Source organism: Natronorubrum aibiense (assembly GCF_009392895.1).
GTDB classification, from domain to species: domain Archaea; phylum Halobacteriota; class Halobacteria; order Halobacteriales; family Natrialbaceae; genus Natronorubrum; species Natronorubrum aibiense.
This window is the reverse complement of the sequence record NZ_CP045490.1, coordinates 271,616-293,306: the sequence shown is the minus strand read 5'-3', so window position 1 is coordinate 293,306 and position 21,691 is coordinate 271,616. Positions and strand designations below refer to the sequence as shown.

General features: G+C 57.9%; 16 protein-coding genes and 3 pseudogenes. 10 read left to right on the top strand and 9 right to left on the bottom strand.

Annotated features, from left to right (window positions below; all coding sequences use genetic code 11):
• Nucleotides 1–48: 48 nt before the first annotated feature.
• Nucleotides 49–948, top strand: a complete 900-nt coding sequence (locus GCU68_RS19850) for an ABC transporter permease (protein WP_152944425.1) — start codon at nucleotides 49–51, stop codon at nucleotides 946–948.
• A 202-nt stretch (nucleotides 949–1,150) separates the two neighbouring features.
• On the opposite strand, the gene GCU68_RS19845 is transcribed toward GCU68_RS19850, so the two are convergent.
• The 3 genes from GCU68_RS19845 to GCU68_RS19835 form a co-directional block, all read right to left on the bottom strand.
• Nucleotides 1,151–2,827 carry an aldehyde ferredoxin oxidoreductase family protein gene (locus GCU68_RS19845; RefSeq protein ID WP_152944357.1) on the bottom strand — a complete coding sequence of 559 codons (1,677 nt, stop codon included), beginning with the start codon at nucleotides 2,825–2,827 and terminating at the stop codon, nucleotides 1,151–1,153.
• Nucleotides 2,828–2,901: 74 nt separating this feature from the next.
• A complete protein-coding gene (locus tag GCU68_RS19840; RefSeq protein ID WP_152944356.1) occupies nucleotides 2,902–3,657 on the bottom strand; it encodes an SDR family NAD(P)-dependent oxidoreductase in 756 nt (251 codons plus the stop codon).
• A gap of 140 nt (nucleotides 3,658–3,797) precedes the next feature.
• Complete coding sequence (locus GCU68_RS19835; RefSeq protein WP_152944355.1) at nucleotides 3,798–5,258, bottom strand: aldehyde dehydrogenase family protein; 1,461 nt, start codon at nucleotides 5,256–5,258, stop codon at nucleotides 3,798–3,800.
• 124 nt (nucleotides 5,259–5,382) lie between these two features.
• On the opposite strand from GCU68_RS19835, the gene GCU68_RS19830 reads away from it, so the two are divergent.
• Nucleotides 5,383–6,456, top strand: a complete 1,074-nt coding sequence (locus GCU68_RS19830) for an amidohydrolase family protein (protein WP_152944354.1) — start codon at nucleotides 5,383–5,385, stop codon at nucleotides 6,454–6,456.
• 2 nt (nucleotides 6,457–6,458) lie between these two features.
• A complete protein-coding gene (locus tag GCU68_RS19825; protein ID WP_152944353.1) occupies nucleotides 6,459–6,866 on the top strand; it encodes a metal-sulfur cluster assembly factor in 408 nt (135 codons plus the stop codon).
• Nucleotides 6,867–7,061: 195 nt separating this feature from the next.
• On the opposite strand, the gene GCU68_RS19820 is transcribed toward GCU68_RS19825, so the two are convergent.
• Entirely contained in the window at nucleotides 7,062–9,074 is a 2,013-nt protein-coding gene (locus GCU68_RS19820; RefSeq protein WP_152944352.1) for an AMP-binding protein, read from the bottom strand.
• A gap of 198 nt (nucleotides 9,075–9,272) precedes the next feature.
• Here GCU68_RS19820 and GCU68_RS19815 point away from each other — a divergent pair, with 198 nt between their 5' ends.
• The 7 genes and pseudogenes from GCU68_RS19815 (at nucleotide 9,273) to GCU68_RS19795 (ending at nucleotide 14,471) form a co-directional block, all read left to right on the top strand.
• Nucleotides 9,273–9,671 carry a universal stress protein gene (locus GCU68_RS19815; protein WP_152944351.1) on the top strand — a complete coding sequence of 133 codons (399 nt, stop codon included), beginning with the start codon at nucleotides 9,273–9,275 and terminating at the stop codon, nucleotides 9,669–9,671.
• A 321-nt stretch (nucleotides 9,672–9,992) separates the two neighbouring features.
• Nucleotides 9,993–10,964 (top strand): annotated as a pseudogene (locus GCU68_RS19810) (IS630 family transposase).
• A 155-nt stretch (nucleotides 10,965–11,119) separates the two neighbouring features.
• Nucleotides 11,120–11,245: a hypothetical protein gene (locus GCU68_RS22030; RefSeq protein WP_264373498.1), complete on the top strand. Its 126-nt coding sequence runs from the start codon at nucleotides 11,120–11,122 to the stop codon at nucleotides 11,243–11,245.
• A 270-nt stretch (nucleotides 11,246–11,515) separates the two neighbouring features.
• Complete coding sequence (locus tag GCU68_RS21890) at nucleotides 11,516–11,650, top strand: hypothetical protein (protein ID WP_227015119.1); 135 nt, start codon at nucleotides 11,516–11,518, stop codon at nucleotides 11,648–11,650.
• A gap of 231 nt (nucleotides 11,651–11,881) precedes the next feature.
• A complete protein-coding gene (locus tag GCU68_RS19805; protein WP_152944350.1) occupies nucleotides 11,882–13,309 on the top strand; it encodes a sodium-dependent transporter in 1,428 nt (475 codons plus the stop codon).
• Between the two features lie 284 nt (nucleotides 13,310–13,593).
• Nucleotides 13,594–13,881, top strand: a pseudogene (locus GCU68_RS19800) (helix-turn-helix domain-containing protein); the annotation flags it as partial.
• Between the two features lie 317 nt (nucleotides 13,882–14,198).
• Nucleotides 14,199–14,471: a PadR family transcriptional regulator gene (locus tag GCU68_RS19795; protein WP_152944349.1), complete on the top strand. Its 273-nt coding sequence runs from the start codon at nucleotides 14,199–14,201 to the stop codon at nucleotides 14,469–14,471.
• A gap of 450 nt (nucleotides 14,472–14,921) precedes the next feature.
• Here GCU68_RS19795 and GCU68_RS19790 read toward each other — a convergent pair whose 3' ends face one another.
• The 5 genes and pseudogenes from GCU68_RS19790 to GCU68_RS19770 form a co-directional block, all read right to left on the bottom strand.
• Nucleotides 14,922–15,332: a hypothetical protein gene (locus tag GCU68_RS19790; protein WP_152944348.1), complete on the bottom strand. Its 411-nt coding sequence runs from the start codon at nucleotides 15,330–15,332 to the stop codon at nucleotides 14,922–14,924.
• Between the two features lie 162 nt (nucleotides 15,333–15,494).
• Nucleotides 15,495–16,482 (bottom strand): annotated as a pseudogene (locus GCU68_RS19785) (IS630 family transposase).
• A 288-nt stretch (nucleotides 16,483–16,770) separates the two neighbouring features.
• Entirely contained in the window at nucleotides 16,771–17,727 is a 957-nt protein-coding gene (gene kdgK1 / locus GCU68_RS19780) for a bifunctional 2-dehydro-3-deoxygluconokinase/2-dehydro-3-deoxygalactonokinase (RefSeq protein WP_152944347.1), read from the bottom strand.
• Nucleotides 17,728–17,828: 101 nt separating this feature from the next.
• Nucleotides 17,829–18,479, bottom strand: coding sequence for a bifunctional 4-hydroxy-2-oxoglutarate aldolase/2-dehydro-3-deoxy-phosphogluconate aldolase (locus GCU68_RS19775; RefSeq protein ID WP_152944346.1), 651 nt, complete (start codon nucleotides 18,477–18,479; stop codon nucleotides 17,829–17,831).
• Between the two features lie 240 nt (nucleotides 18,480–18,719).
• Nucleotides 18,720–21,584, bottom strand: coding sequence for a sugar-binding domain-containing protein (locus GCU68_RS19770; protein WP_152944345.1), 2,865 nt, complete (start codon nucleotides 21,582–21,584; stop codon nucleotides 18,720–18,722).
• Between the last annotated feature and the right edge of the window lie 107 nt (nucleotides 21,585–21,691).

The following is a 21,691-nucleotide window of genomic DNA, read 5'->3' as shown; positions in this document are numbered from 1 at the left end:
GAGCAGCGAACGCGACAGGACTGGATTATCGATCTCGGGCCGTTCGTCATGCTGTTCGGCCTGATGGTCCTGTTTAGCATCCTCAGTAGTAACTTCCTCACGTACGGGAATCTGATCAACAACGTCGCGGTGAACAGCGCGTTGCTCTTGTTAGTGGCGCTAGCAGGGACCTTCCCCATTCTGCAACAGAGTATCGACCTCTCGGTCGCTGCGCTGGTCAATCTGTCCGGCGTGCTCACCGTGATTTTGGTCGCGCAGTTCGGGTTTCTGGCGATCCCGATGGTCCTCGCAGCGGGGATGCTTGCGGGCTTTGCCAACGGCTACGTGTTCGCCAAACTGAAGGTGCCGTCGTTTCTGGTCACGCTCGGCACGATGTCCGTGATGACAGGTGTCGCCCTGATCATCACGGGCGGCTCGAGTATCAACTTCAGAAACGATGCGATTCGGGGGATCGCCACCGGTGAGTACCTCCCCGGGATTCCGAACCTCGTCTTCTGGTCGGTCCTGATCTACCTTGGGACCGTCTTCCTCGCGTTGCGGACGAAGTTCGGCCGGTACTGCTATGCGCTGGGTGAAAACGAGCGTGTCGTCGAACTCTCCGGCGCAAAAGTGGATCGGTACAAGATCTACCCGTTCGTGCTCTCCGGACTCCTGTGTGCGATTGGAGGGTTCTTACTCGCCGCTCGGCTGTCATCGGCCTCGCCCGACGCGGGGACGGACCTCCTGTTACCCAGCATTGCCGCAATCGTCATGGGCGGGACTGCACTGACCGGCGGCGTTGGTGGCCCACACCGAACGATCCTCGGCGTCCTCGTCATCGCCGTCTTGCAAAACGGGATGAACCTGACCGCAGTCGATCCCTTCGTTCAGGAGATCATCCTTGGTGTCGTCGTCGTCGTCGCCGTTGCGCTCTCGATCGATCGACGGAAAATCGACGTGGTCAAGTAGCGCAGTTGGCGGCTCACCGTCCGTTCGGTTTCAAACACCATGTTCGCTGTCCCGGACGGTACGTGTTCACCAGACCGACCGGTACGTTCTCTTGCTGACTCGAGACTGTTCTCGAGACGCTGTCAACCGACGAGACGAGTCGTGTTGGTCGTCCAAAAACCAGCTTTCAGAATGCCCTGTCGTCAGTCCCTCCGGTTTTCGTTCAGTCGTCGGCGAGCATCCCCGTCGCGTGGCTGGTCGTAACGGTTCCGTCACGCTCCCATCCTCGACGATCGTAGTACTCGTCTAAGGCGTCCTCGAACGCAGGGAGGTCGTAAGGTAACGAGTCGTCGTCTCGGTCGAACCCACGCCGGCTGTTGAAGTGACGCTCGAGCGTGACGACACGTAATCCGATCTCGAGTAGGGACTCGTATTCGGCGTCGAACAGCCCCTCGAACCGATCCGGCGTCATAAAGCTCCGCGAGAACCGACAGACGATCCCACAGTCCTCCAGTGCGCGGGCGTTTTCCTGCTCGATGACGACCGCGGGTTTCCCCTCGAGGCCGGTCGGTTCGAGCGCATCGTCGGCGTCGACGAGCGGGTACTCCCAGGCGTACATCGTCGAGAACATGTGGTCCGCGCCGCGGTTGGCAACGGCGTAAGACAATCCCTGTCCGTGGAGCGTTCGGCCATCGTGAGCGGCAAAATCGAGCCCCTTGACCGTCCAGTTTTCGACCTCGAGATCTTCGTGAAACCGCTCGATGCCTTCCGCGAGGCGGTCACCGACGCCGTCTCGATGGGCGATATCGGCGACGAGGTCGTGGATCAACTCGACGTTTCCGAACTCGTCTTCGGATGCCAGATAGGCCGCAACGACGTTTCCACAGGTAATCGTGTCCATTCCGTAGCGGTCACAGAGCTCGTTCGACTGCATGACATCGACGATATCGTCGACTGCACAGTTCGAGCCAAAGGACATGACGGTCTCGTACTCGGGGCCTTCGGTCTCGACCCCGCGCTCGTCGTCTTTCGTCGGGAGTTTGCACGCGAACGCACACGCAGAACAGGTCCCGCGCGTGTATTTACGGTCTTCGACGGCATCGCCGTTGATCCCCTCGACACCCTCGAACGAGAGCTCCGAAAAGTAGCGCGTCGGTAAGGCCTCAACTTCGTTTGCGAGGTCGGTGACGCTCGTTGTCCCCTGACGTTTCATGATGTGGTCCGACGTCGCGGCGTCACGGTGGACATCCATTTGTATCGGCGGGACCTCGATATCCGGAGCCGAATCGCCGTCGAAGGTGATCGCCTTGACGTTTTTTGCACCGAGGACGGCACCGAGGCCGCCGCGCCCGAACGCGCGGCTTTCAGTCGTCATGATCGAGGCGAACCGGACGCGTCGTTCACCCGCTGGGCCGATACAGGCCACGTGTTCCGACGACAGCCCATGCGTTTCGTCGATGTATGTCGTCACTTCGGGAACCGTCGCGCCTTCTAGCTCCGGGACGGCTTCGAACTCGACACCCTCATCGGTCACGTGAACGAACAGGAGTTCGTCGCTCTGGCCGGTGATCTCGACGGCAGCGTTGCCCGTTGCGGCGAAGTTTCGGGACATGAACCCGCCTGCGTTCGACGAGAGCAGGCGGTCCGTCTGTGGCGAGATCCCGGTGCAGTTCATCCGCCCGGTGAAGCTCATGGTCGACGCCTGCATCGGCCCCGTCGTGAAAAAGAGGCTGTTCTCTGGCCCGAACGGGTCGGCGTCGAAGGGCAAGCGCTCGTGGGCGAGTGCAGTGCCGACGCCACGCCCGCCAATAAACCGCTCGAGGACAGTGTCAATGGCTGTTTGCTCGCTCGTCTGCGTACTGACGTCTACGGTGAGGAGTGGCCCCTCTGCGTGCAGCATACAGTACTATTCGAAGATACTAGCTATTAAAACTGCGCGCCGTTCGAAACGAGAGCGTGGGTGTCGGCCGCCGATCAGGCGGTGAACCCGCCGTCGACGACGATATTCTGTCCAGTCACGAACGACGCTTCCTCGCTCGCCAGAAACAGCGCGGCATCTGCGACCTCTTCAGGCTGTCCTGGCCGACCGAGCGGCGTGTTCTCGACGAGTCCCCCGGCAGTGTCGCCGTCTTTCGTCGTCATCGCCGTCTCGATAAGCCCCGGATTCAACGCGTTGACGCGGATATCGTGTGGTCCCTGTTCGATCGCGAGCTCTCGAGTCAGATTCGTCACGCCACCTTTCGACGTACAGTACAGCGAGGAGTTCTCGAGGCCGCGGAGACCCGCGATCGAGGACATATTCACGATCGAACCGCCGCCAGGCTGTGTTTGCATCTCCTCGATCGCGGCCTGACAGCCGAAATAGACACCCTTGAGGTTGATGTCCATCAGCCACTCGAAGTCTTCTTCCGTCGCCTCGACGATCGGGAGTTGTCGTTCGACGCCGGCGTTGTTGACCATCACGTCCAGCGACCCGTACGCCTCAACGGTGTGTTCGATCGCGTTTCGGATGTCGTCGATGGACGTGACGTCCGTTTCGACGTACTGTGCGTTCCCACCGTTCGCTGTGATCAGTTCGTGTGTCGGTTCGCCGCCGAGTCGCGGGTCTTCGCGGACGTCCGCGATGGTGACGTTTGCTCCCTCTTCGGCGAATCGGCGAGCGATTGCGCGTCCGTTCCCCGACGATGCGCCGGTTACCAGTGCCGTCGTGTGTTCCAGTCTTCCAGTCATAGTTCTACGCGCCTTAGTTAGGCCGTCATGTGTGCGGATGGCCCGCATGCAATAATAAGTTCGTGTTTCTGTCGCCGTCCGAACGCTGCATCGGCGTGGCGATGCCCCTGTTCGTGAAAGAGAGTTCCCGTCTGTCCCTCTCAGTCCCGCGATGCGATATTGAGACAGACGTTTTTGAGCTGGGTGTAGTTGTCGATCGCCTGAACACCGTTTTCGCGGCCGATCCCGCTCCGTTTGAAGCCCCCGAACGGTGTTTCGTTACCGCCAGCGAACCACTCGTTGACGTAGATCTGCCCTGCATCGACGTCACGCGCAAACCGGTGGGCACGGCCGACATCTGTGGTGAACACGCCCGCCACGAGTCCGTACGGCGACTCGTTAGCCAGTTCGATCGCCTCCTGTTCGTCCGCGAATTCGATGACGGTCAGCACTGGTCCGAAGATCTCCTCTCGAGCGATTCGCATGTCATTTTCAACGCCGTCGAACACGGTTGGTTCGACGAAATATCCCGCCTCGTCGAGCGTCTCGCCACCGACGACCGGCTCACCAACCTCCGCTCGTCCGATCTCGAGATACTCGGTCACGGTCTGAAGCTGTTGCTCGGAGACGAGTGGACCAACGTCGGGGTCGTCGACGCCCGGACCAATGGTCAGCGCCTCGGTTTGACGTGCGAGCTCGTCGACGAACTCGTCGTGGATCGTCTCGTGAACCAGCAACCGCGATCCTGCCGAACAGACCTGACCGGCGTTCGAGAAGATTCCCGTTATCGTCTCGTCGACAGCATGGTCGATGTCCGCGTCGGGAAAGACGACGTTCGGACTCTTCCCGCCGAGTTCGAGGTGGACGTCCGCGACGTGTTCGACCGTTCGCTTTGCCACCTCGACCCCGGTCGCTTCCGACCCGGTGAACGTTACAACGTCAACCTCCGAACTCCCGACGAGCGTGTCACCCGCCTCGAGGCCGTCGCCCGGAACGACGTTCAACACGCCCTCGGGGAGTCCGACCGAGTCGGCGAGTCGTGCGATTTCGAGTGCGCCGAGGGGCGTTTCCTCCGCTGGCTTGACGACTGCGGTGTTTCCGCCCACGAGTGCGGGCGCAACACTCCGGGCGAAGAGATAGATCGGGACGTTCCACGGGACGATGTGCGCTGAGACGCCGAGCGGTTCCCGAATCGTATAATCGACGTGATCGCCGTCAAGAGGAATGCTTTCGCCCTGAATTTTGTCGGCGAGGCCGCCGTAGTACTCGAAGTGTCTGGCAGCCCGTCGCACCTGTGTTTGCGCCGCCAAGAGCGGCTTCCCGTTCTCGAGCGTTTCGATGCGGGCGAGTCGTTTTTCGTCCTCTCGGATCGCCTCTGCGAGACGGCACAGGAGTCGGCTCCGTTCTTTCGGTTGCATGTCTTGCCACTCGTCGCTGGCTCGCCGTGCCGTGTCGACGGCCGTCGCGACGTCATCGCTCGTCGCGGCAGGAACCGTCGTGATCGGTTCGTCCGTCGCCGGATCGATGATCTCGAGCGTCTGATCGTTCGATGCAGTTCGTTCCGCTCCGTCGATAAACAAGCCGTACGGCTCATCGAGAGGCTTCTCGCTGGGTGTCGGCATCGATACTGTCATTCGAGCAGTAGCTGTTAATTGTTCCGCCTGATGGATTTGTGAGCGGTGTGTCGTCTCCCACCCGAACAGAACCCAAACAGTTATTAATGATACCCCGAAACAGACATACCGTATGTTAGCGAATGGCGACCTTGTAGTGGACTCCGTCTCCCACTGCTTCAACCACACGCCGGAGAATCACAAACACCCGCACGCGCAGCGCTGGGACGACGAAACGTACGAACTCGGCGAGAAACTCCTCCCCGACGAGTACGTCCCCTCGGAAGACGTATTCTACCGCAACCACCAGCCGGAAGAACTTGCACGGCTGCTGTTTCTCGAGAGTCAGATCGATTACAGCGTCTACCACTCGCTGCCCTTGGACGACTACTTCCACGACGGGTACGTCTCCCGCGAGAAAGGATTCGAGTTCTGTGAACAGAACCCGGATCGCACCTCGATGTACGTCGACATCAACCCGCTCGAGGACGACGCAGTCGATCAGGTCGAGGAGTACGCCAAACGGGACGTCGTCGAAGGGATCAAGCTCTACCCATCCCGGTACCAGAACGGCCAGGATCTGTCGCTGCAGCTAACCGAGGACGCGGTCTGGCCGATCCTCGAGGCCGCAGCCGACTCGGACGTCGACACCGTCGCCATGCACAAGTTCATCCCGTTTGCAACGGCGCCGGTCCGATACTTCCGAACGGACGACGTCGAAGACGCTGCGCTGTCCTTCCCGGACATCAACTTCGAGATCATCCACGCCGGGTTCTCGTTCCTCGAAGAAACCGCGTTCGCGATGGCGAGTCACGACAACATTTACGGCAACTTAGAGAACACCGCCTGTCTGGTGAACACGCGACCGCGGAAGTTCGCGAAAATCCTTGGCGAGTTCCTCTACTGGGTCGGCTCCGATCGCCTGCTCTTTTCCAGCGGCGCAACGGCCCTCCATCCCCAGCCGCCGATCGAGGGAATCTGGAACTTCGAGATGCCCGAAGACCTCCAGGCTGAATACGACTACCCCGAAGTGACAGAAGAAGACAAGCGGAACATTCTCGGACGGAACGCGCTTCGCATGCTGGATAAGGATCCCGACGAGATCCGATCGAACATCGAAGGCGATCGATGGGAACAGCTGCGCGAAGAGCAGGGATTGACGGACTCGTTCCCCGAACCGTGGTCGACGTACGAAACGACGGTGTAACGATGGCAAGTCACATCACTCCCGAGCAGTCGTTTGAAGACGAACGAAAAGCCGCGGTCCGCTCGGCGCTGTCGAACGTGCTAGATCCCTGCAGTTGTGCGAGCGAGCATCCGATCAATCTCGTCGACTTTGGCCTTGTCGATGAAATCGAGATTGACGAGCACGGCCACGTTGATGTGACGCTCTTGCTCACATCCCAGCGCTGTACGTACTTCATCGATATGAGCGACGAGATCGTCGAGCGGGTCGGGCAGTTGCCGGCTGTCGAGAGCGTCGACGTCCATCAGTCGACGGAAGGGAAGATCTGGACGCCGGACCGGATGTCCGAGCAGGAACGAGCGGCCCGCCGAGAACGCTTCCACGAACGGATGGAAAGCGCCGGCATCACCCCCCACGCCGAACGGAGTTAGTACAACCCACCACACCCATAGCACACCGCTTAGCCGTCGAAGCACATCTGTATCTGCTTTTTACTAGTCAACGGCGCGGAACGATAGTCGTCGATGAAAACCGGTACATCGATCGCACAACGGCGCTGCGTCGGTATCGAAGCCGTTTCCATTGTGACGACCTCGGACCGAATACGGAAAAACTGACCAGCGACGCTATCGAGGCGTTCTGATCGATTCCAGCGCCTCGGGGTTCTCGAGACTACTCAAATCGCCGGGTTCGTCTCCCTGATAGATGCTCGAGATGACTCTGCGGATGATCTTCCCGGACTGCGTCTTCGGTAGTTCGTCCACGAACAGGACTTCCCGTGGGCGGAACGGTTTCCCGTGTTCGACGCCGACACGTTTGCGGAGTTCCGCGCGAAGATCGTCGGACGACGTCGTCCCACGCTCGAGGACGACGTAGGAAACGACGGCCGTTCCAGTAGTGTCGTCGGGGACGCCAACGGCAGCAGCCTGATTCACTGCCGAATGGTCGATGAGTGCGTCTTCGATTTCGGCCGGACCGACTTTTCGACCGGCGATGTTGAGCGTGTCGTCGGCACGGCCGTGCAGGAACCAGCAGCCGTCGTCATCCTGCTGGGCCCAGTCGCCGTGATCCCACAGGTCCTCGAAGTTCGACCAGTACTCTGCGAGATAGCGGTCGTCGCCCGACCAGAGCGATTTCGTCATCGATGGGCAAGAATCTCTCGCGACGAGGTAGCCACGTTCGTGATCGTCCGCGATTGACGCGCCGGTGTCGTCGACGATATCGATGTCCATTCCGAGGCCGGGGCCGCCGAGCGTACAGGGTTTCAGCGGCTGTGTCGGCATGGGCATCAGAAAGCAGCCCATGATCTCAGTCCCGCCGGAGATGTTGATAATCGGTGCCTCACCGCCGCCAACGTTTTCGTAGAACCAGTGCCACGATTCCTCGTCCCACGGCTCGCCCGTCGAGCCGAGCAGCCGAAGCGAGGAGAGGTCGTGGCCGTCGAGCCACTCGTTCCCGTGCTTTCGAAGCGCGCGGATTGCGGTCGGTGAGATGCCAAACTGGGTGAGTTTGTGTCGATCGATCATCTCCCAGAACCGATCAGGCTCGGGATGATCTGGTGCGCCCTCGTACATGAACATCGTTCCACCGAACGTGTGAACGCCGATCATCGTCCACGGTCCCATCATCCAGCCGATGTCGGACACCCAAAAGAAGCGATCTGAAGGCTTCAGATCGAAGCCGAAGTGGAGTTCCTTCGCCGCCTGTGTGAGCGCCCCCGCGTGGGTATGGACGATCCCTTTCGGCTTCCCCGTCGTTCCCGACGAATAGAGAAGCATCGACTCCTGACTCGAGTCGAGCGATTTCGTCTCGTAGTCGTCGTCCTGTGTGCCGACGGCGTCGTCCCACCACTCGTCTCGATCGTTGACCCAGGGGATGGTTCGATCGGTCTCGGAGTCGCTCGAGCCAAGCCGGTCGAAGACGATCGTCCGTTCGACGTGGCCCACCTGCTCAATGGCTTCATCGGCGGCCTCTTTCAGGGAAATGGCGTTGCCGCGACGGCGGAAGCCGTCGCCGGTGAAGAGTACGCTGCACCCGGAATCGTCGATCCTCGTTGCAGTCGCTTCGACACCGAAACCGGAGAAAATTGGGACAGCAATCGCACCGACTTTGAAACAGCCGTAGAGGATCGAGACGACTTCGGGCACCATTGGCATGTAAAGCCCGACCGTATCGCCCGTCTCGATGCCGCGGTCCTCGAGGGCGTTCGCAACCTGGCTCGACTGGCGGTCGAGTTCGTGGTAGGTTATCTCCCGGATCTCGCCGTCTTCGCCCTCCCAGATCGTCGCCACTTTGTTTCGCCGCTCGTTCTCGAGGGCGGCGTGGCGATCCACGACGTTGTGGGCGATGTTGAGTTCCCCACCGGGATACCAGTCAGTAAACTGTGGCCCGTCGCTGTCGTCTCGCACCGTGTCGTAGTCCTCGTAGAACTCGAGTCCGAGATAGTCGATCAGTTCGTCCCAAAACCACTCGACGCCGCTTTCGTCTTTGCCCGGCACCTCGGTCGTGGTCCGATCGATCAGTTCCGTGTAATTTTCGATGTCGTACCGATCCATGAACGCGGTGACGTTCGCGGATTCGATGAACTCGCTGGACGGTTCGTGCACTACTGCTGTCGCTTCCGCAGCTGGCTCTGTCATGGCCTCAATGATACTGTGTGACGGTACCCATGATAAAGTATCGGATACAATTGGCTTGGCGACTCGTCGAACTCGGGCCGTATCCGATTTGAGAGGGCCCGTTTCGACACACTTCGATCGATCACCCTCGCTGGATAACCCGATCACACATCTGGAATAATACAAATCGTTTATATTCTGAACCGCCAATATGGGGTCGTGTACCACATACTTGTACCCGTCGACGAACACGTTGACCGAACGTGGATGGAGATTGACTATCTCAATTCGCTCCCGGCCGACCGTGATGCGACCCAGATCACTGTCGCCCACGCATACGAGAACGAACCGAGAGACGACCAGCCAGTCGAGCGGCCGGAAGCCGTCCGAATCGCCATCCAAGAACTCGAAGCAGACGGATTTGCCGTCCAACACCGGGAGATTAGCGGTCCGCCATCCGATGGAATCGTCAGCCTGGCTGCCGACCTCGAGGCGGATGCGATCGTCATGGCCGGGCGAAAACGGGCACCGACTGCGAAGGTTGTCTTCGGGAGTGTTACTCAGTCGGTTATTCTCAACAGTACCTGTCCCGTGACCGTCGTTGGCATCAGTGAGTGAGCTCCCAATCGGCGACAGCTGGGGACGAGGTGGCTAGCGATCTGTGTCGGAACATAGATTTGCTATCGGCGGCCCATAGCCAACTGTCGTAGTAGTCCGGACTGGAGTCCGATTCGCGGGTGTCGTCTCCGTACCGCTGTCCAGCCCGGACTCGAGGATACCTACGACCCAATTTTCATCAATTTAGTCAGCTATTCTCTATGGGTATTAGCACCGATTGGCCTAACTACTGGTAGTTCACCTATCATTCCTCAGTAATGGTCTTGCTGTTCTCTATTGTAACCGTTAGAACTTTTCACTCGAAAATTGTTCTTGAGTGGAATGGATCATCTCGACAAAATCGCTGGTGAGGAAGTGCAAGATGCCCTCAACAACGTGGGGGAAAGAAGCCGACACAACGACTCTTAGCGGCGATAGCGTATAAAAACGGCATCACGCAGACGGAGCTAGCCGAGTGGTACGGCGTTCAGCGACGAACAATCTATAGCTGGCTCAAGCGACTCGACACTGACGAGTCACTCGAGCAGGCCGTTACTGATGTTCACCGATCCGAGAGAAAACGAAAGCCCTCAAATAATAATTAGGAAGTGTTCAAAGAAATTGTCCACGATCCACCTGCGGAAGTTGGCGTTGGCGCGTCGGCGCTCGCCCAGCAGTATCTTGCGGAGACGTACGATATCGAGTACTCAATCCCGACCTGCTGGCGGTTGCTCAACGAAGCGGGGTTGAGGAATCAAAAATCACGTCGTACAGCCGCCGAATCAGCTGCTGAGGAGCGAGAAACGTTCCGCGAGGACGTCGGGAGATGGACGCCATAGTAGTCCGTATCGATCAAACCACGAAATCTGTCCAAGTTGAGCCACGTGCCGCGTGGTTTCCGCGCGGCACACAGCTGTCTGTCGAATTATCTGGACAACGCGACTGGACGTGTCTGTTGGGCGCGATCACCGAGGACGGCGATCGCTTTTTCTCTCGATTCACAGAGAATGTTACTGCTAATCACGCAAACATTTCATTCTCAAATTATGTACTGAGTTCGAAGACGACCTGATCGCGATTCTGGATGGAGCGCCGTACTCTCAAGCGTCGGCTGTCTCGGATCTTGCGGCCCGTGACGACCTCGTCTTCGTCACGTCACTGGTGTATTCGTGGGAACTAAATCGGTCGAAGAGTGCTGGCGACTGTTGCAAGCGGCTCTCAGCAATCGGTTCTTCGGCTCTCTTGGCAAATTAACAACGGCGATCGATACCGCGCTTGATCAAATCTCTATCGAAAGTGAGTAACAACTTCTAATCTCTACTATAGCAGAGAGCAAGTCGAATGGAGTACAGTCCACGATACCCACTCTTCCCAACGACCGAGCAGCGGGAGAGCCTCGACTGGTCTACTTCCGAGCGTGTGTCCGCCTCAACTGATAAACGGACGCAGTGAATACGCTAAAAACGAAGATGGCGTCCAGCACTGACTCCTCAACGGCGGTCGACGAAGAAGTCCGCCGACTGTACGAGCAGTATCAAGCAGCCGAGAGCGACAAGAAACATCACGATCTCGCTTTCGAGATGAGGGAAACTTGATCGACGCCGGCACGCTGAGATCTACTCAGCACTCGAAAACGAGTAGAGTCTCCTGTCACAGTGTGCTATCCGTCACGCCATTTGTGATTGATTGATCATTTATCGAAGACCGACTTTTCCGCAACTGAATTTAGATGGATCGACCACTGAGAACCGGAAATAGTAATTAACTGATCTTGTCGTTGCAATCATCGAGATGCTGGAAACGTGTGGTCTTGATCGTGATGACATCAACTCTACAACACTGTTGATTCCGAAGCACTCGAACAGTTGTTGGACTCATCGACTCGAGCTCTCGAAGTCCGATTCACTGTTAAAGGGATTCGGATTGCTGTGACGTCGGATGGTGTCAACGTTTTAGCCGACGAACCAGCCAATGCAGAGATTAGTAGCGCAATCACGTGAGTACGACGCCCGTAACCATTCGAGTTCTCGTAGACGATCATTTTGAAAATCTGGCTGCGTGTCAGAGAGCGATCCTTAGAGGTCTTGTTACACAATCTGAACCGAACTATTCGTTTACTACCCGTGCGAGTTAGGCGTCGTGTCAAGATTTCCTGATTCCATGTCACTGTGAATGAACTGAGCCACTGATGAACAATTCTTATACGCACCGAGTCGGTTTCCTGAGACGAGATGGTACGTGAGAGTTGGACGAGTCGCGCCGGATTCATCCTGGCTGCGGTCGGAAGCGCGGTCGGACTGGGGAACATCTGGCGATTTCCTTGGATGACCGCGGAGAACGGCGGGAGTGCCTTTCTACTGTTGTATCTGCTCATCGTTCTCGTCGTTGGGGTGCCGGGATTGCTGGCCGCGTTCGTGATCGGTCGACGGTCGAATCGGAACCCAGTGGGGGCGTTCAAATCGCTCGCAGGATCGCGTTTCTGGACGGCGTTGGGCGTGCTCTGTGTCGTCACCTCGATTATGCTGATGTCGTTCTACAGCGTCGTCGGCGGGTGGATCCTTCGGTACTTCCTCGAGAGCGCGACGGGTGCCTATTTTGCGGATCCCGAAACCCACTTCGCGGCGATCAGCTACGGTGCCGAAGCGTTCGGCTATCAACTTGCCGTCCTCGCGGCCACGTCTTTGATCGTCGCCGCAGGGATCAGACGCGGCATCGAGGCGACGACGAAGGTGATGATACCCGGTGTCGTCGTGTTGCTCGTTGGACTCGCGATCTGGGCGTCCCGACAACCCGGCGCTGCGCAGGGATACGAGTTCTACCTCGAATTCGACGGTGCCTACCTCGCAGAGAACTTCCTATCGATACTGGGATCGGCCGCCGGCCAGGCGCTGTTCACCCTCTCGATCGGCAGCGGGACGATGATCACCTACGCCTCCTACGTCGACGACGACCGTTCGCTACCTCTCGACGCCTCGACCATCGCCGTGTTTAATCTCGGTATCGGCATCTTGGCTGGTCTCGTGGTATTCCCGTTGCTGTTCTCGTTTGCGCCGGGACCGACCGAGGGCGGCCCCGGCGCCCTGTTCGTCGGGATCGCCGGTGCGTTCGCGAGCCTGCCCGGCGGGCGACTTCTCGGCGCGGTCTTTTTCTTCGTCGTTCTCCTCGCAGCCCTGACGAGTCTGATCAGTATGCTCGAAATTCCGGTCTCGTTTCTGGTTGACGAACTCGATCTCGAGCGGTCGACGGCGACCCGGGGGCTATTCGCGCTGATCGCACTCACCGGCGGCGTGAACGCGTTCAGCCCTGCGGTGTTTACGCTGTTCGCGGACCACCTCGTCGATCTACTCTTGGTGCTCGGTCTGACTGGATTTATGGTGTATACGGCCTGGGTCCTTGGTCCGGCCGCAATCGAGGAGTATCTCGAAGGTGCGGGACAGCTCTCACGCCCACTGGTGGTCCCGTGGCGATACGCGATTGGGACCCTCTTCCCGGCGTTTCTCCTCTTTACGTTTTACGCCGATATCGCAGCCCTCGTCGGGCGCTCAGCGGGAACTGGACCGTTGTTGGTCGCGACGCTGCTGACGGTGATGGCGCTCGTCTTAGTGGCTCGCCGTTCCGTCTCCGAAAACCGACCGCAACCGAGCGAGAGTACGGACTGACTGAGACGAGTCGCTCAGTGCGAACCGAACGTTTGCGCTGCGAGCGCGACAGAGTTGTGTCCTTGGCGAAATCCCGAGAGGACGACGCCCGCTCGGACTGGGCGATTCCGACGGAATCGCTTCCAGTCGGGCGTCAACGCCGCCCGACGCCAGCAGGGAGCAAAGGTTTTCGAGCAACCGAGGTGAGGAAACGCTCGAGCTATAGTAACAACTGAAACGATTTACACACTGATCGCACAACCATCGTGCGATCAGATGTGCATTGACTTTCAGTGGCTACTATAGTCGTGCAGTTGCTCAACCAGCCAGCACTCGCTCGTGTCTACGTATATGTCTGCTACTGGAGCCCCGTTTCACCGACGGAGACGATGGACGCCCTTGAACGCTCAAAATCAACGATCTATGAATACGCCAACCAACTGGTTGATCTCGGTCTCGTCAATCGAGATGACTCGACGCGTCCGCAGCAGCTGACGGCTGATCCGACCAGTATCGTTGAGTAGTCCGCTCCAATCGTGATTACACCGACAGTCCTGCATCCACTTGCACTCCAAGAGGTTGACCACGATGTCGTCGAGAAGGGAAAGGTCGATCGTCGGACGAACTCCTATACGATTACAGCGCGTGGTCAACGCGAACTCAAGGCACTCGGGAGTGGGAAGACCAGCACGTCGGTGAGTTATCTCGAATTTGGAGTGAGACGACTACGACCGCTGAACGTGTATGCTGAGTCGGAACCCCTCGAGTGTCATTTCATTATAAACACAGTATCAGGATGTTGTGACCGGGAAGAGAATCGGCTAGTGGTATAAAGAAACAACTAGTTGGTTTACCTTACACCTACGTACGTATGTGATAACAAACATTATCTTGCCTGAATGGGTATAATATGGACGATCTCACAGGATTCCAACGAGACCTGTTGTACGTGATTGCTGGCGCTGACCAACCATCTGGGCAGGATGTCAAAGACGAGATTGAACAGTACTACAGTTCAGAAATTAATCACGGGCGTTTGTATCCGAACCTCGATACGCTCGTCAACAAGGAGCTGGTCGAGAAAGGACGGCTCGACAGGCGAACGAACTATTATGCGAGTACAGACGATGGCGAAGAAGCAATCAAGGAGCGTCATGACTGGGTATCCCAGTACATCGACTAAACCAAGATCAGAAGCAGTCTGGATTGTTGCTTCGCTCTCCCGAATTAGTAAGTACAGAGCATGCGTATCTCCGTTGCCATAGTATGAATTGACATATTCTGAAGACAAACACATCAAGAATGATCAATTAGACAGTTCTGAATTCCTGCTAACTGAACAGATGTTGTGAATGAAACCGTGATTTGCCCTCTATTGATATTGCCGGACAAAACGATTCACCCACCGATTGCACGCGAATGGTCGCCCGTCTCGGGGTCCAATCCAGGGACTGTGGACTCGGCGCAGATGATGACCACGTTGTCGCCGATAGCCGGTGACCCCCGTGGCCCGTCAACGTTTTTCTCCCACACCCCCCTTGTCAGAGACAGCGTTGACCGCGTACAGCCTCGAGGAAGTACATGCGTGTCACCTACGGTGGCCTCATACAGTAGCAGCGCGGAAGCCCACACTTCAGTCGTGGGTAACTGACTTGTTGGCACGACGCTTGGTGAACGCTCTAACTGCAAAAAAGACGTACAGTGCCCCGATTATCCGTACACCATCGGTGAATTGATGGTTCCACTCGACCTCATCTGGGTGCTCGTAGAGCAAATTGATAGCAAACCTACGGTACAGCTGTGGAAACAAGAGGATAACAGCACCGAACACTCCTGTAAGATCCATCATTCGGGCATATGTCCGTCCTCCGACTAAACTGGCGATAGTCACAACAATCCCCTCTGCCCGTATACCTGACCTGATCCACGGTTTGGTCGCACATTCATTGGGATTTTCGATGGCAGCGGCTTCGAAGATCTCGAGTATTCTATCCGGAACCAATACTGCGAGAATCCCAAGGACACCGATGACAGCTCGGAGCATATTGACTTGATACGCTTGATATAGATATAGTTGTACTGTGAAACTACAGAAGACCGTGGGTAGTACGAGGTAACTTGGGCACCTTTGCGTCCGATAGTCGAATCTGCTTTGTTGTCCCCTGTCGGTGCGTCTCGACAAGGCCAATCGTTTTTATAGTAGCTTCTAGAAATAATTGCTCACTTTGGAAGCGATCTGATCAAGAGCGGTATCGATCGCTGTTGTGAGTTTAGGAAGTGAGTCGAAGAACTGGTTGCTAAGTGCTGATTGGAGTTGTCTCCAGTATTTTCTAACTGGATTTAGTTCAGGTGAATACGCCGGTAGCTTCACGAACGCGAGGTCGTCACGGGCCGCTAGGTCCGTGACGGCCGACGCCTCAAAGTACGGCGCTCCATCCAGTACAACGATCAAATCCTTTTCTAATTCTTTACATAACGAAACAATGAAATTTTTTGCGTGTTCGGCAGTCACGTACTCTTCGAATCGAGAAAAAAAAGCGATCACCGTCGTCGGTGATCGCGCCCAACAGACACGTCCAATTGCGTTGTCCAGATAATTCGACAGACGGCCGCGTGCTGAACGGAAACCACGCGACATGCGGCTCAACTTGAACAGATTTCGTGGTTTGATCGATACGGACTACTGTGGCGTCCATCTCCCGACGTCCTCGCGGAACGTTTCTCGCTCCTCAGCAGCTGATTCGGCGGCTGTACGACGTGGTTTTTTGACACCTCAACCCCGCTTCGTTGAGCAACCGCCGGCAGCTCGGGATTGAGTACTCGATATCGTACGTCTTCGCAAGATACTGCTGGGCGAGTGCCGGCGTCCACGCCGGCGCGTCTAACCCAACCTTTTCGGGGGATTTGTGGACACTCTCTTCGAATTCTTGTTGCTCTTTTTCTGAGAGTTTTCGTTTTCTCCCGGATCGATGAGCATCAGTAACGGCCTGCTCGAGCGACTCGTCGGTGTCGAGTCGCTTGAGCCAGCTATAGATTGTTCGTCGCTGAACGCCGTACCACTCGGCTAGCTCCGTCTGCGTGACGCCGTTTTTATACGCAATTGCCGCTAAGAGCCGTTGTGTCGGCTTCTTTCCCTCCACGTTATCGAGAGCATTTTGCAACTCTTCGACAGAGATCTCGTCGAGATGATCCACTACATTCAGCAACAATTTATGAGTAGAAAGTTCTAACGGTTACTGTCGGTTCATCTCAGTAATGACCGTCGTACGTGCTAAATGGGCTGTATATTAGGGCAATTCGCTGGTTGTTGGATCGACAGTGACGTACAGCCAGTAGCGTCGATTGTCGAGTCCTCGCTCACGGGTCGTTCCTCCCGTTCGCGTTCCCGCGGTTCTCGCTCACGTCGTTCGCTCCGAACCGCGCTCCCGTCGCGCGACCGGGTGTGCAGTGACGTTCAGTGGCTACTATAATTCCAAATAATCTTACCGTGAGATGCCATCCTTGGTCCCGTCGTCGACGAAAGCGTCGACTTCCGACCGAGTACCGACGAAGTGATCTCCCTCGACGGTTCGTTTGAGCGCGGCGGTAGCCGCACCGTACGCGAGTGCGCTGGCGGTCGAACCGCCCTCGAGATGTCTGGTGAGGTAGCCGCCGACGAACGCATCGCCGGTTCCGATCGGGTCGACTGTCTCCGCTTCGTAAACGGGCTGCTCAACGACGCCCGTTTTGTCCACCGCTAGCGCTCCGTTTTCACCGCGTGTGACAACAACCGTTGCCGGTTCGTGCCGGTCTCTGAGTTGCTTGCCGATCATCTCCGCGCTTCCCTCTATATTCAATACCTCGCGAGCGTCGCGTTCGGGCACGAAGAGGAGATCGACGAGGTCGAACAGTTCCTCGTACGTCTCTCGAGCGCTCTCTGCCGTCCACAGCTTCGAGCGATAGTTCAGATCGAACGCCGTCGTCGTCTCCGTAGCCCGTGCTTCCTCGAGCAGCGCACGCGTGGTGGTACAAAGTGTCTCGGAAAGAGCGGGAGTTATCCCGCTCGTAAAAAAGACCTCGGCGTCACGAATCCGTTCAACTGCGAGTTCATCAGGGGTAGCGGTCGTTACCGCTGCGTCTGCTCGATCGTAAATAACGTCGATCTGGCGGGGTGGTGCACCAAATTCGAGGTAGTAGGTCCCCTGTCGACCATCATCGCTCCACGTAACGTGCGGGTCGACACCGTGCGACCGAACGTCGCGAGTTACTTTTCGACCGAGCGGTGAATCCGGAAGCTTCGAGAGCCACACAGCCGACGTTCCGAGGGCCGATGCCGCGATTGCGACGTTGCTCTCGGCACCAGCGGATCGAAAATCGAGTTCGGTCGCCGTCTCGAGTCGCGTCCCGTTTGGCGGTGAGAGCCTGAGCATCGTTTCGCCGAACGTTACCAGAGAGGCCATACAACTATCTGAACGAGGGGTTTCCCGTGTCATGTGGCGGTATTCTGACGGGCCCTACTTTGGTTTTGCTATGCTGTCGCTGCCTGTCTATTCGAAATCCGTCATGAACGAGCCGACTCAACTGCCTCGACCATCGCTTCAGCCGTTTCCTGAACCCGTTCCATATCACCGGCCTCGACCGCGTCGTAGTCGACCAGTGAACTGCCGACACCGACGGCAGTCGCGCCGGCGTCAAAAAAGGCCTTGACGTTGTCCGGGCCAACCCCACCAGTCGGCAACACCGGAACGTCGCCGAGCGGACCGCGTAACGCGCCGAGGTGATCGGGTCCAACCGTGCTCGCGGGGAACACCTTGAGCACGTCCGCACCGGATTCGATCGCCATGACCGCTTCGGTAGGAGTCATCACACCCGGAGCCGAAAGCACGTCGTGACGGTTGCACGTGGTAACGACCTCGGCGTTGACATCCGGTGCGAGAACGAATTTCGCGCCGGCATCGATTACTGATTGCGCCGTCGAGGCGCTGAGTACGGTCCCCGCGCCGACGATGGCATCGGTATCGTCGAGTGCTGCATCTACCGCCGCGATCTTGTCTGCGACCCGCGGATCGTTTGCGGTGATCTCGAGCACCCCTACACCGGCGTCGTTGATCGCCCGTGCGACCGGAACGATCTGGTCCACGTCGATGCCTCGAAGAACGGCGACGACGCCGCTTTCTCGAATCCGGTCTAGAACGTACTGTGTCTGTGTCACAGCAGATACTCTGTGAGCAGTTACTTTAGCCTCATGGTATGCAACGGGTGGAACGACGTTGAACCGGTCAGTTCCGAAAGCACGACCGACACCCGATCGGTTGCGACCTCTCACCGAAACGTGGTTTCATTATCCTCATCGCGCGCGTTGTCCTCGTCTACAATTCACGGGTCCGCAGTCGATCACGGACTGGCAAATTTCTTGAAAACGGCATTCGACTTCGGCAACGACCGCAACTGGTCACCCTTTGCGGGAGAGTAACCGAATGAGTCGATCACAGAGGAGCGTCGCGACGGGATGGCGGCCGTACTGGTGAGTGAGTCGAAGCGTCAGTGCCGTCATCGAGCCCTTACCGTAGCCCCGGACAACCAGTGGACTCGCCCAGTTAGCGAGCCATCCCTCGACGTAGCCGATGTGAATGCGGTCAACCGAGGGATTCAAATCCGTCGCTGCGACGTGAGGATAGCAGCTTTCGAGTTCCCAGCCAAGCGTTCGGTCGGTACAGACGTCCTCGAGCAGCGGCGAGTCCTGGTAGTAGAAACCGGCAGCGATGTTCCAACTCCCATCTTGCGGGAGTGATCGGTAATTGAACGGGCCGCCAGAGCGCATTTCGCCATCACGAGTTGGGACGTGGACGACTGCCCCGCTGCTGGTGGCGAAATCGTCGATCTGACTGGTGATATCGCTCGTAACGGCGACTTCGACGTCGGCAGAGAGCGAATGCGTAACTGGAACGCCGGCCTCTGCCAGCCGTGACGCAAAAACGCCGTCGGCATAGACGGTCACCTCGGGTGTTTGCCGTCGTGATGCGTCGACAACAGTAATCGGCTCGCTCGTCGAGACATCCGTTTGATCAGCCGTTCCGGAGTCGTCCGGAACGAATGTGGCGGTCAGATCGACTGTGTCCGCTACGACTCCGGGAGTCGGTTCTGGGGCACGTTCTGCCTCCGCCGCTAGTGTGGTAGCCGGCATCGTCGCGTTGACTGTCGTCGTTCCGTTCGCGGGAACGGTGACCGTCTCGGTCACCGTCTCTCCTGCGAACGACCACTCGAGCGTTCCCGACACTGCGAGTCGTCCATCGTTTACGACGATCACCTCAAGTTCGCTCTCGTCGCCTGCCCAGATCACGTGACGTTCCGGTCGAGCAACCACTGCGAGCTCGTCGTTGACCGCAGCGAACGCAGCCGCGAACGACTTCGGCTCGCGGTGGGAGTCCACGAGTCCGTTGAACTCCCACTCGGTATCTGAGAGTTCAGTCAGGACGTAGCCGCCGACCGAGTCCTGAATCCGTAACTCCTCGATGAGGTGTTTGATCGACTCGAACTCGCGCTGTTGCCAAACTGCCGCAAGGTCCGTGTAGTCGTCGAAGACATCGGAGAGCGTCGTCCGCTGAAATCGGTCGTCGATGCCTTCGGGTCGTTTGAGCGCCTCGACGAGAAAGTCGTGGCTGAACCAGTGCGGGTCGCCACCGTACCGCTCTCGGAGCGTATCGACATCGGGTAATCCCCAGGTTCCGAGCTCGGAGATGACGATCGGCGCATCGGGATCGTCGAACTCGGCAGTCGCGTAGTTGTCTCCGGGATTGTGGCAGATGTGTGTGATGTCGGAGCGCCAGCGACCGGCCTGATCGGGGCTGACGTAGTAGCGGTGGTAGTCGTTGACGTCGGTCTTGACGTGAGCCCAGCCGGAGTTATCGCAGACGACGCGCGTCGGATCCACTGCTCGAGCCCACTCGTAACTGTCCGCGAGAAACTGTTGTTTCTCGGTGTCCGTCCAAAGGGTCTCGTCGATGTCGTGATGACCGATCCCCCACTCCTCGTTGTACATCGACCAGATGACGACACTCGGCCGATTGTAGTCGCGGTCGATCAACGTCTCGAGTTGCCTCCGAACCTCTGTCCGTGATCGGTCGGTGTAGCGCATCGGATTCGCCGGCTCTTGCCAGACGAGCATCCCCATCCGATCGGCCGCCTCGAGAAAGTCGGGGTGAGCGGGCTTGACGTGCTTGCGAATCAGGTTGAAGCCGAGGTCGGCCGCCAGTTCGATCTCCGTTGTGAACGTTTCTGCATCGTGCGGGCGGTAGAACGTCTCCGGGTAGTACCCCTGTTCAAGGACACCTCGAATCGTGATCGGCTCCCCGTTGAGCAGAAACTCACCATCGTGTCGTTCGAAGGTCCGCATGCCGAACGTGTCGCTGTACCGATCGATCTCGCTGTCACTGTGTTCGAGGGTCGCGTGGATCTCGTACAGCGCTGGATCGGCGGGAGTCCAGTACGCAGGGTCGTCGAACGCGAGAACGGCGCTCAGTTCGGTCGTCGGTTCATCGGTGTCGGTGCCGGTATGAAATGCTCCTTTCCTGTCGGTTTCTTCCTCGGTATCGATGGCGGAGGCAGACACCGTCGTCCGTGTCGCTACGTCTCCGTCGATACGGGCCTCGAGTGTTACCGAAAGGACGTCGGGATCGACGTCTCCTGGCTCGATCTCGAGATCGACGACCGCTCGATCACTGTCGAGATCGGGAGTCACACGAATGTCGACAATGCGGGTTTTCGGCCGGAATTCGAGGCTGACGGATTGCCAGATACCCGAGATACGGGTATACCACGGGTCGCCCTGTTTCCCATGCGGAATCTCCGAGAGATCATCGGGGTCGGTAACTGAAACGACGATAGTGTTTTCCCCCGTTAACAGGGCGTCCGTCACGTCGAACTCGAACGGCAGGTAGCCGCCCCGGTTCTCACCGACGTGCTCGCCGTTGACCCACACCGTCGTCTCGTAGTCAACGGCGGCAAAGCGAAGAAATGCGCGCTTGTCGTCGGGTACGGACGTGAGATCGAACGATTGACGATACCAAGCTGTACCGGTGTACGACCGGTACGCTTCGTCTTCCTGCCACGCTCGAGGGAGCGAAACGGTGTGGGTGCGCGCCGGCCAGACGGCGTCCGGTTCGTCCCAGCCGCTCGTCCGGCCGCTTCGTTCGGGATCGGTGAGAAACTCCCACGCCCCGTCGAGTGATCGATCGTAACGCAGCCTACGATCATCATCGTGGCCGCTGACGGTCGTCCGAGTATCGCTGTTATCGTTGGTATCTCTGTCCGAAGTCATTGGTTCGACCGAGCCCTGTCAAGATCGCTCGACTTACAACTGGCGTGTTCTATCGGTACGCTCGGACCGAACTGGCCGTCGTCTGCAGTTCCGTTTGTGTCACGATT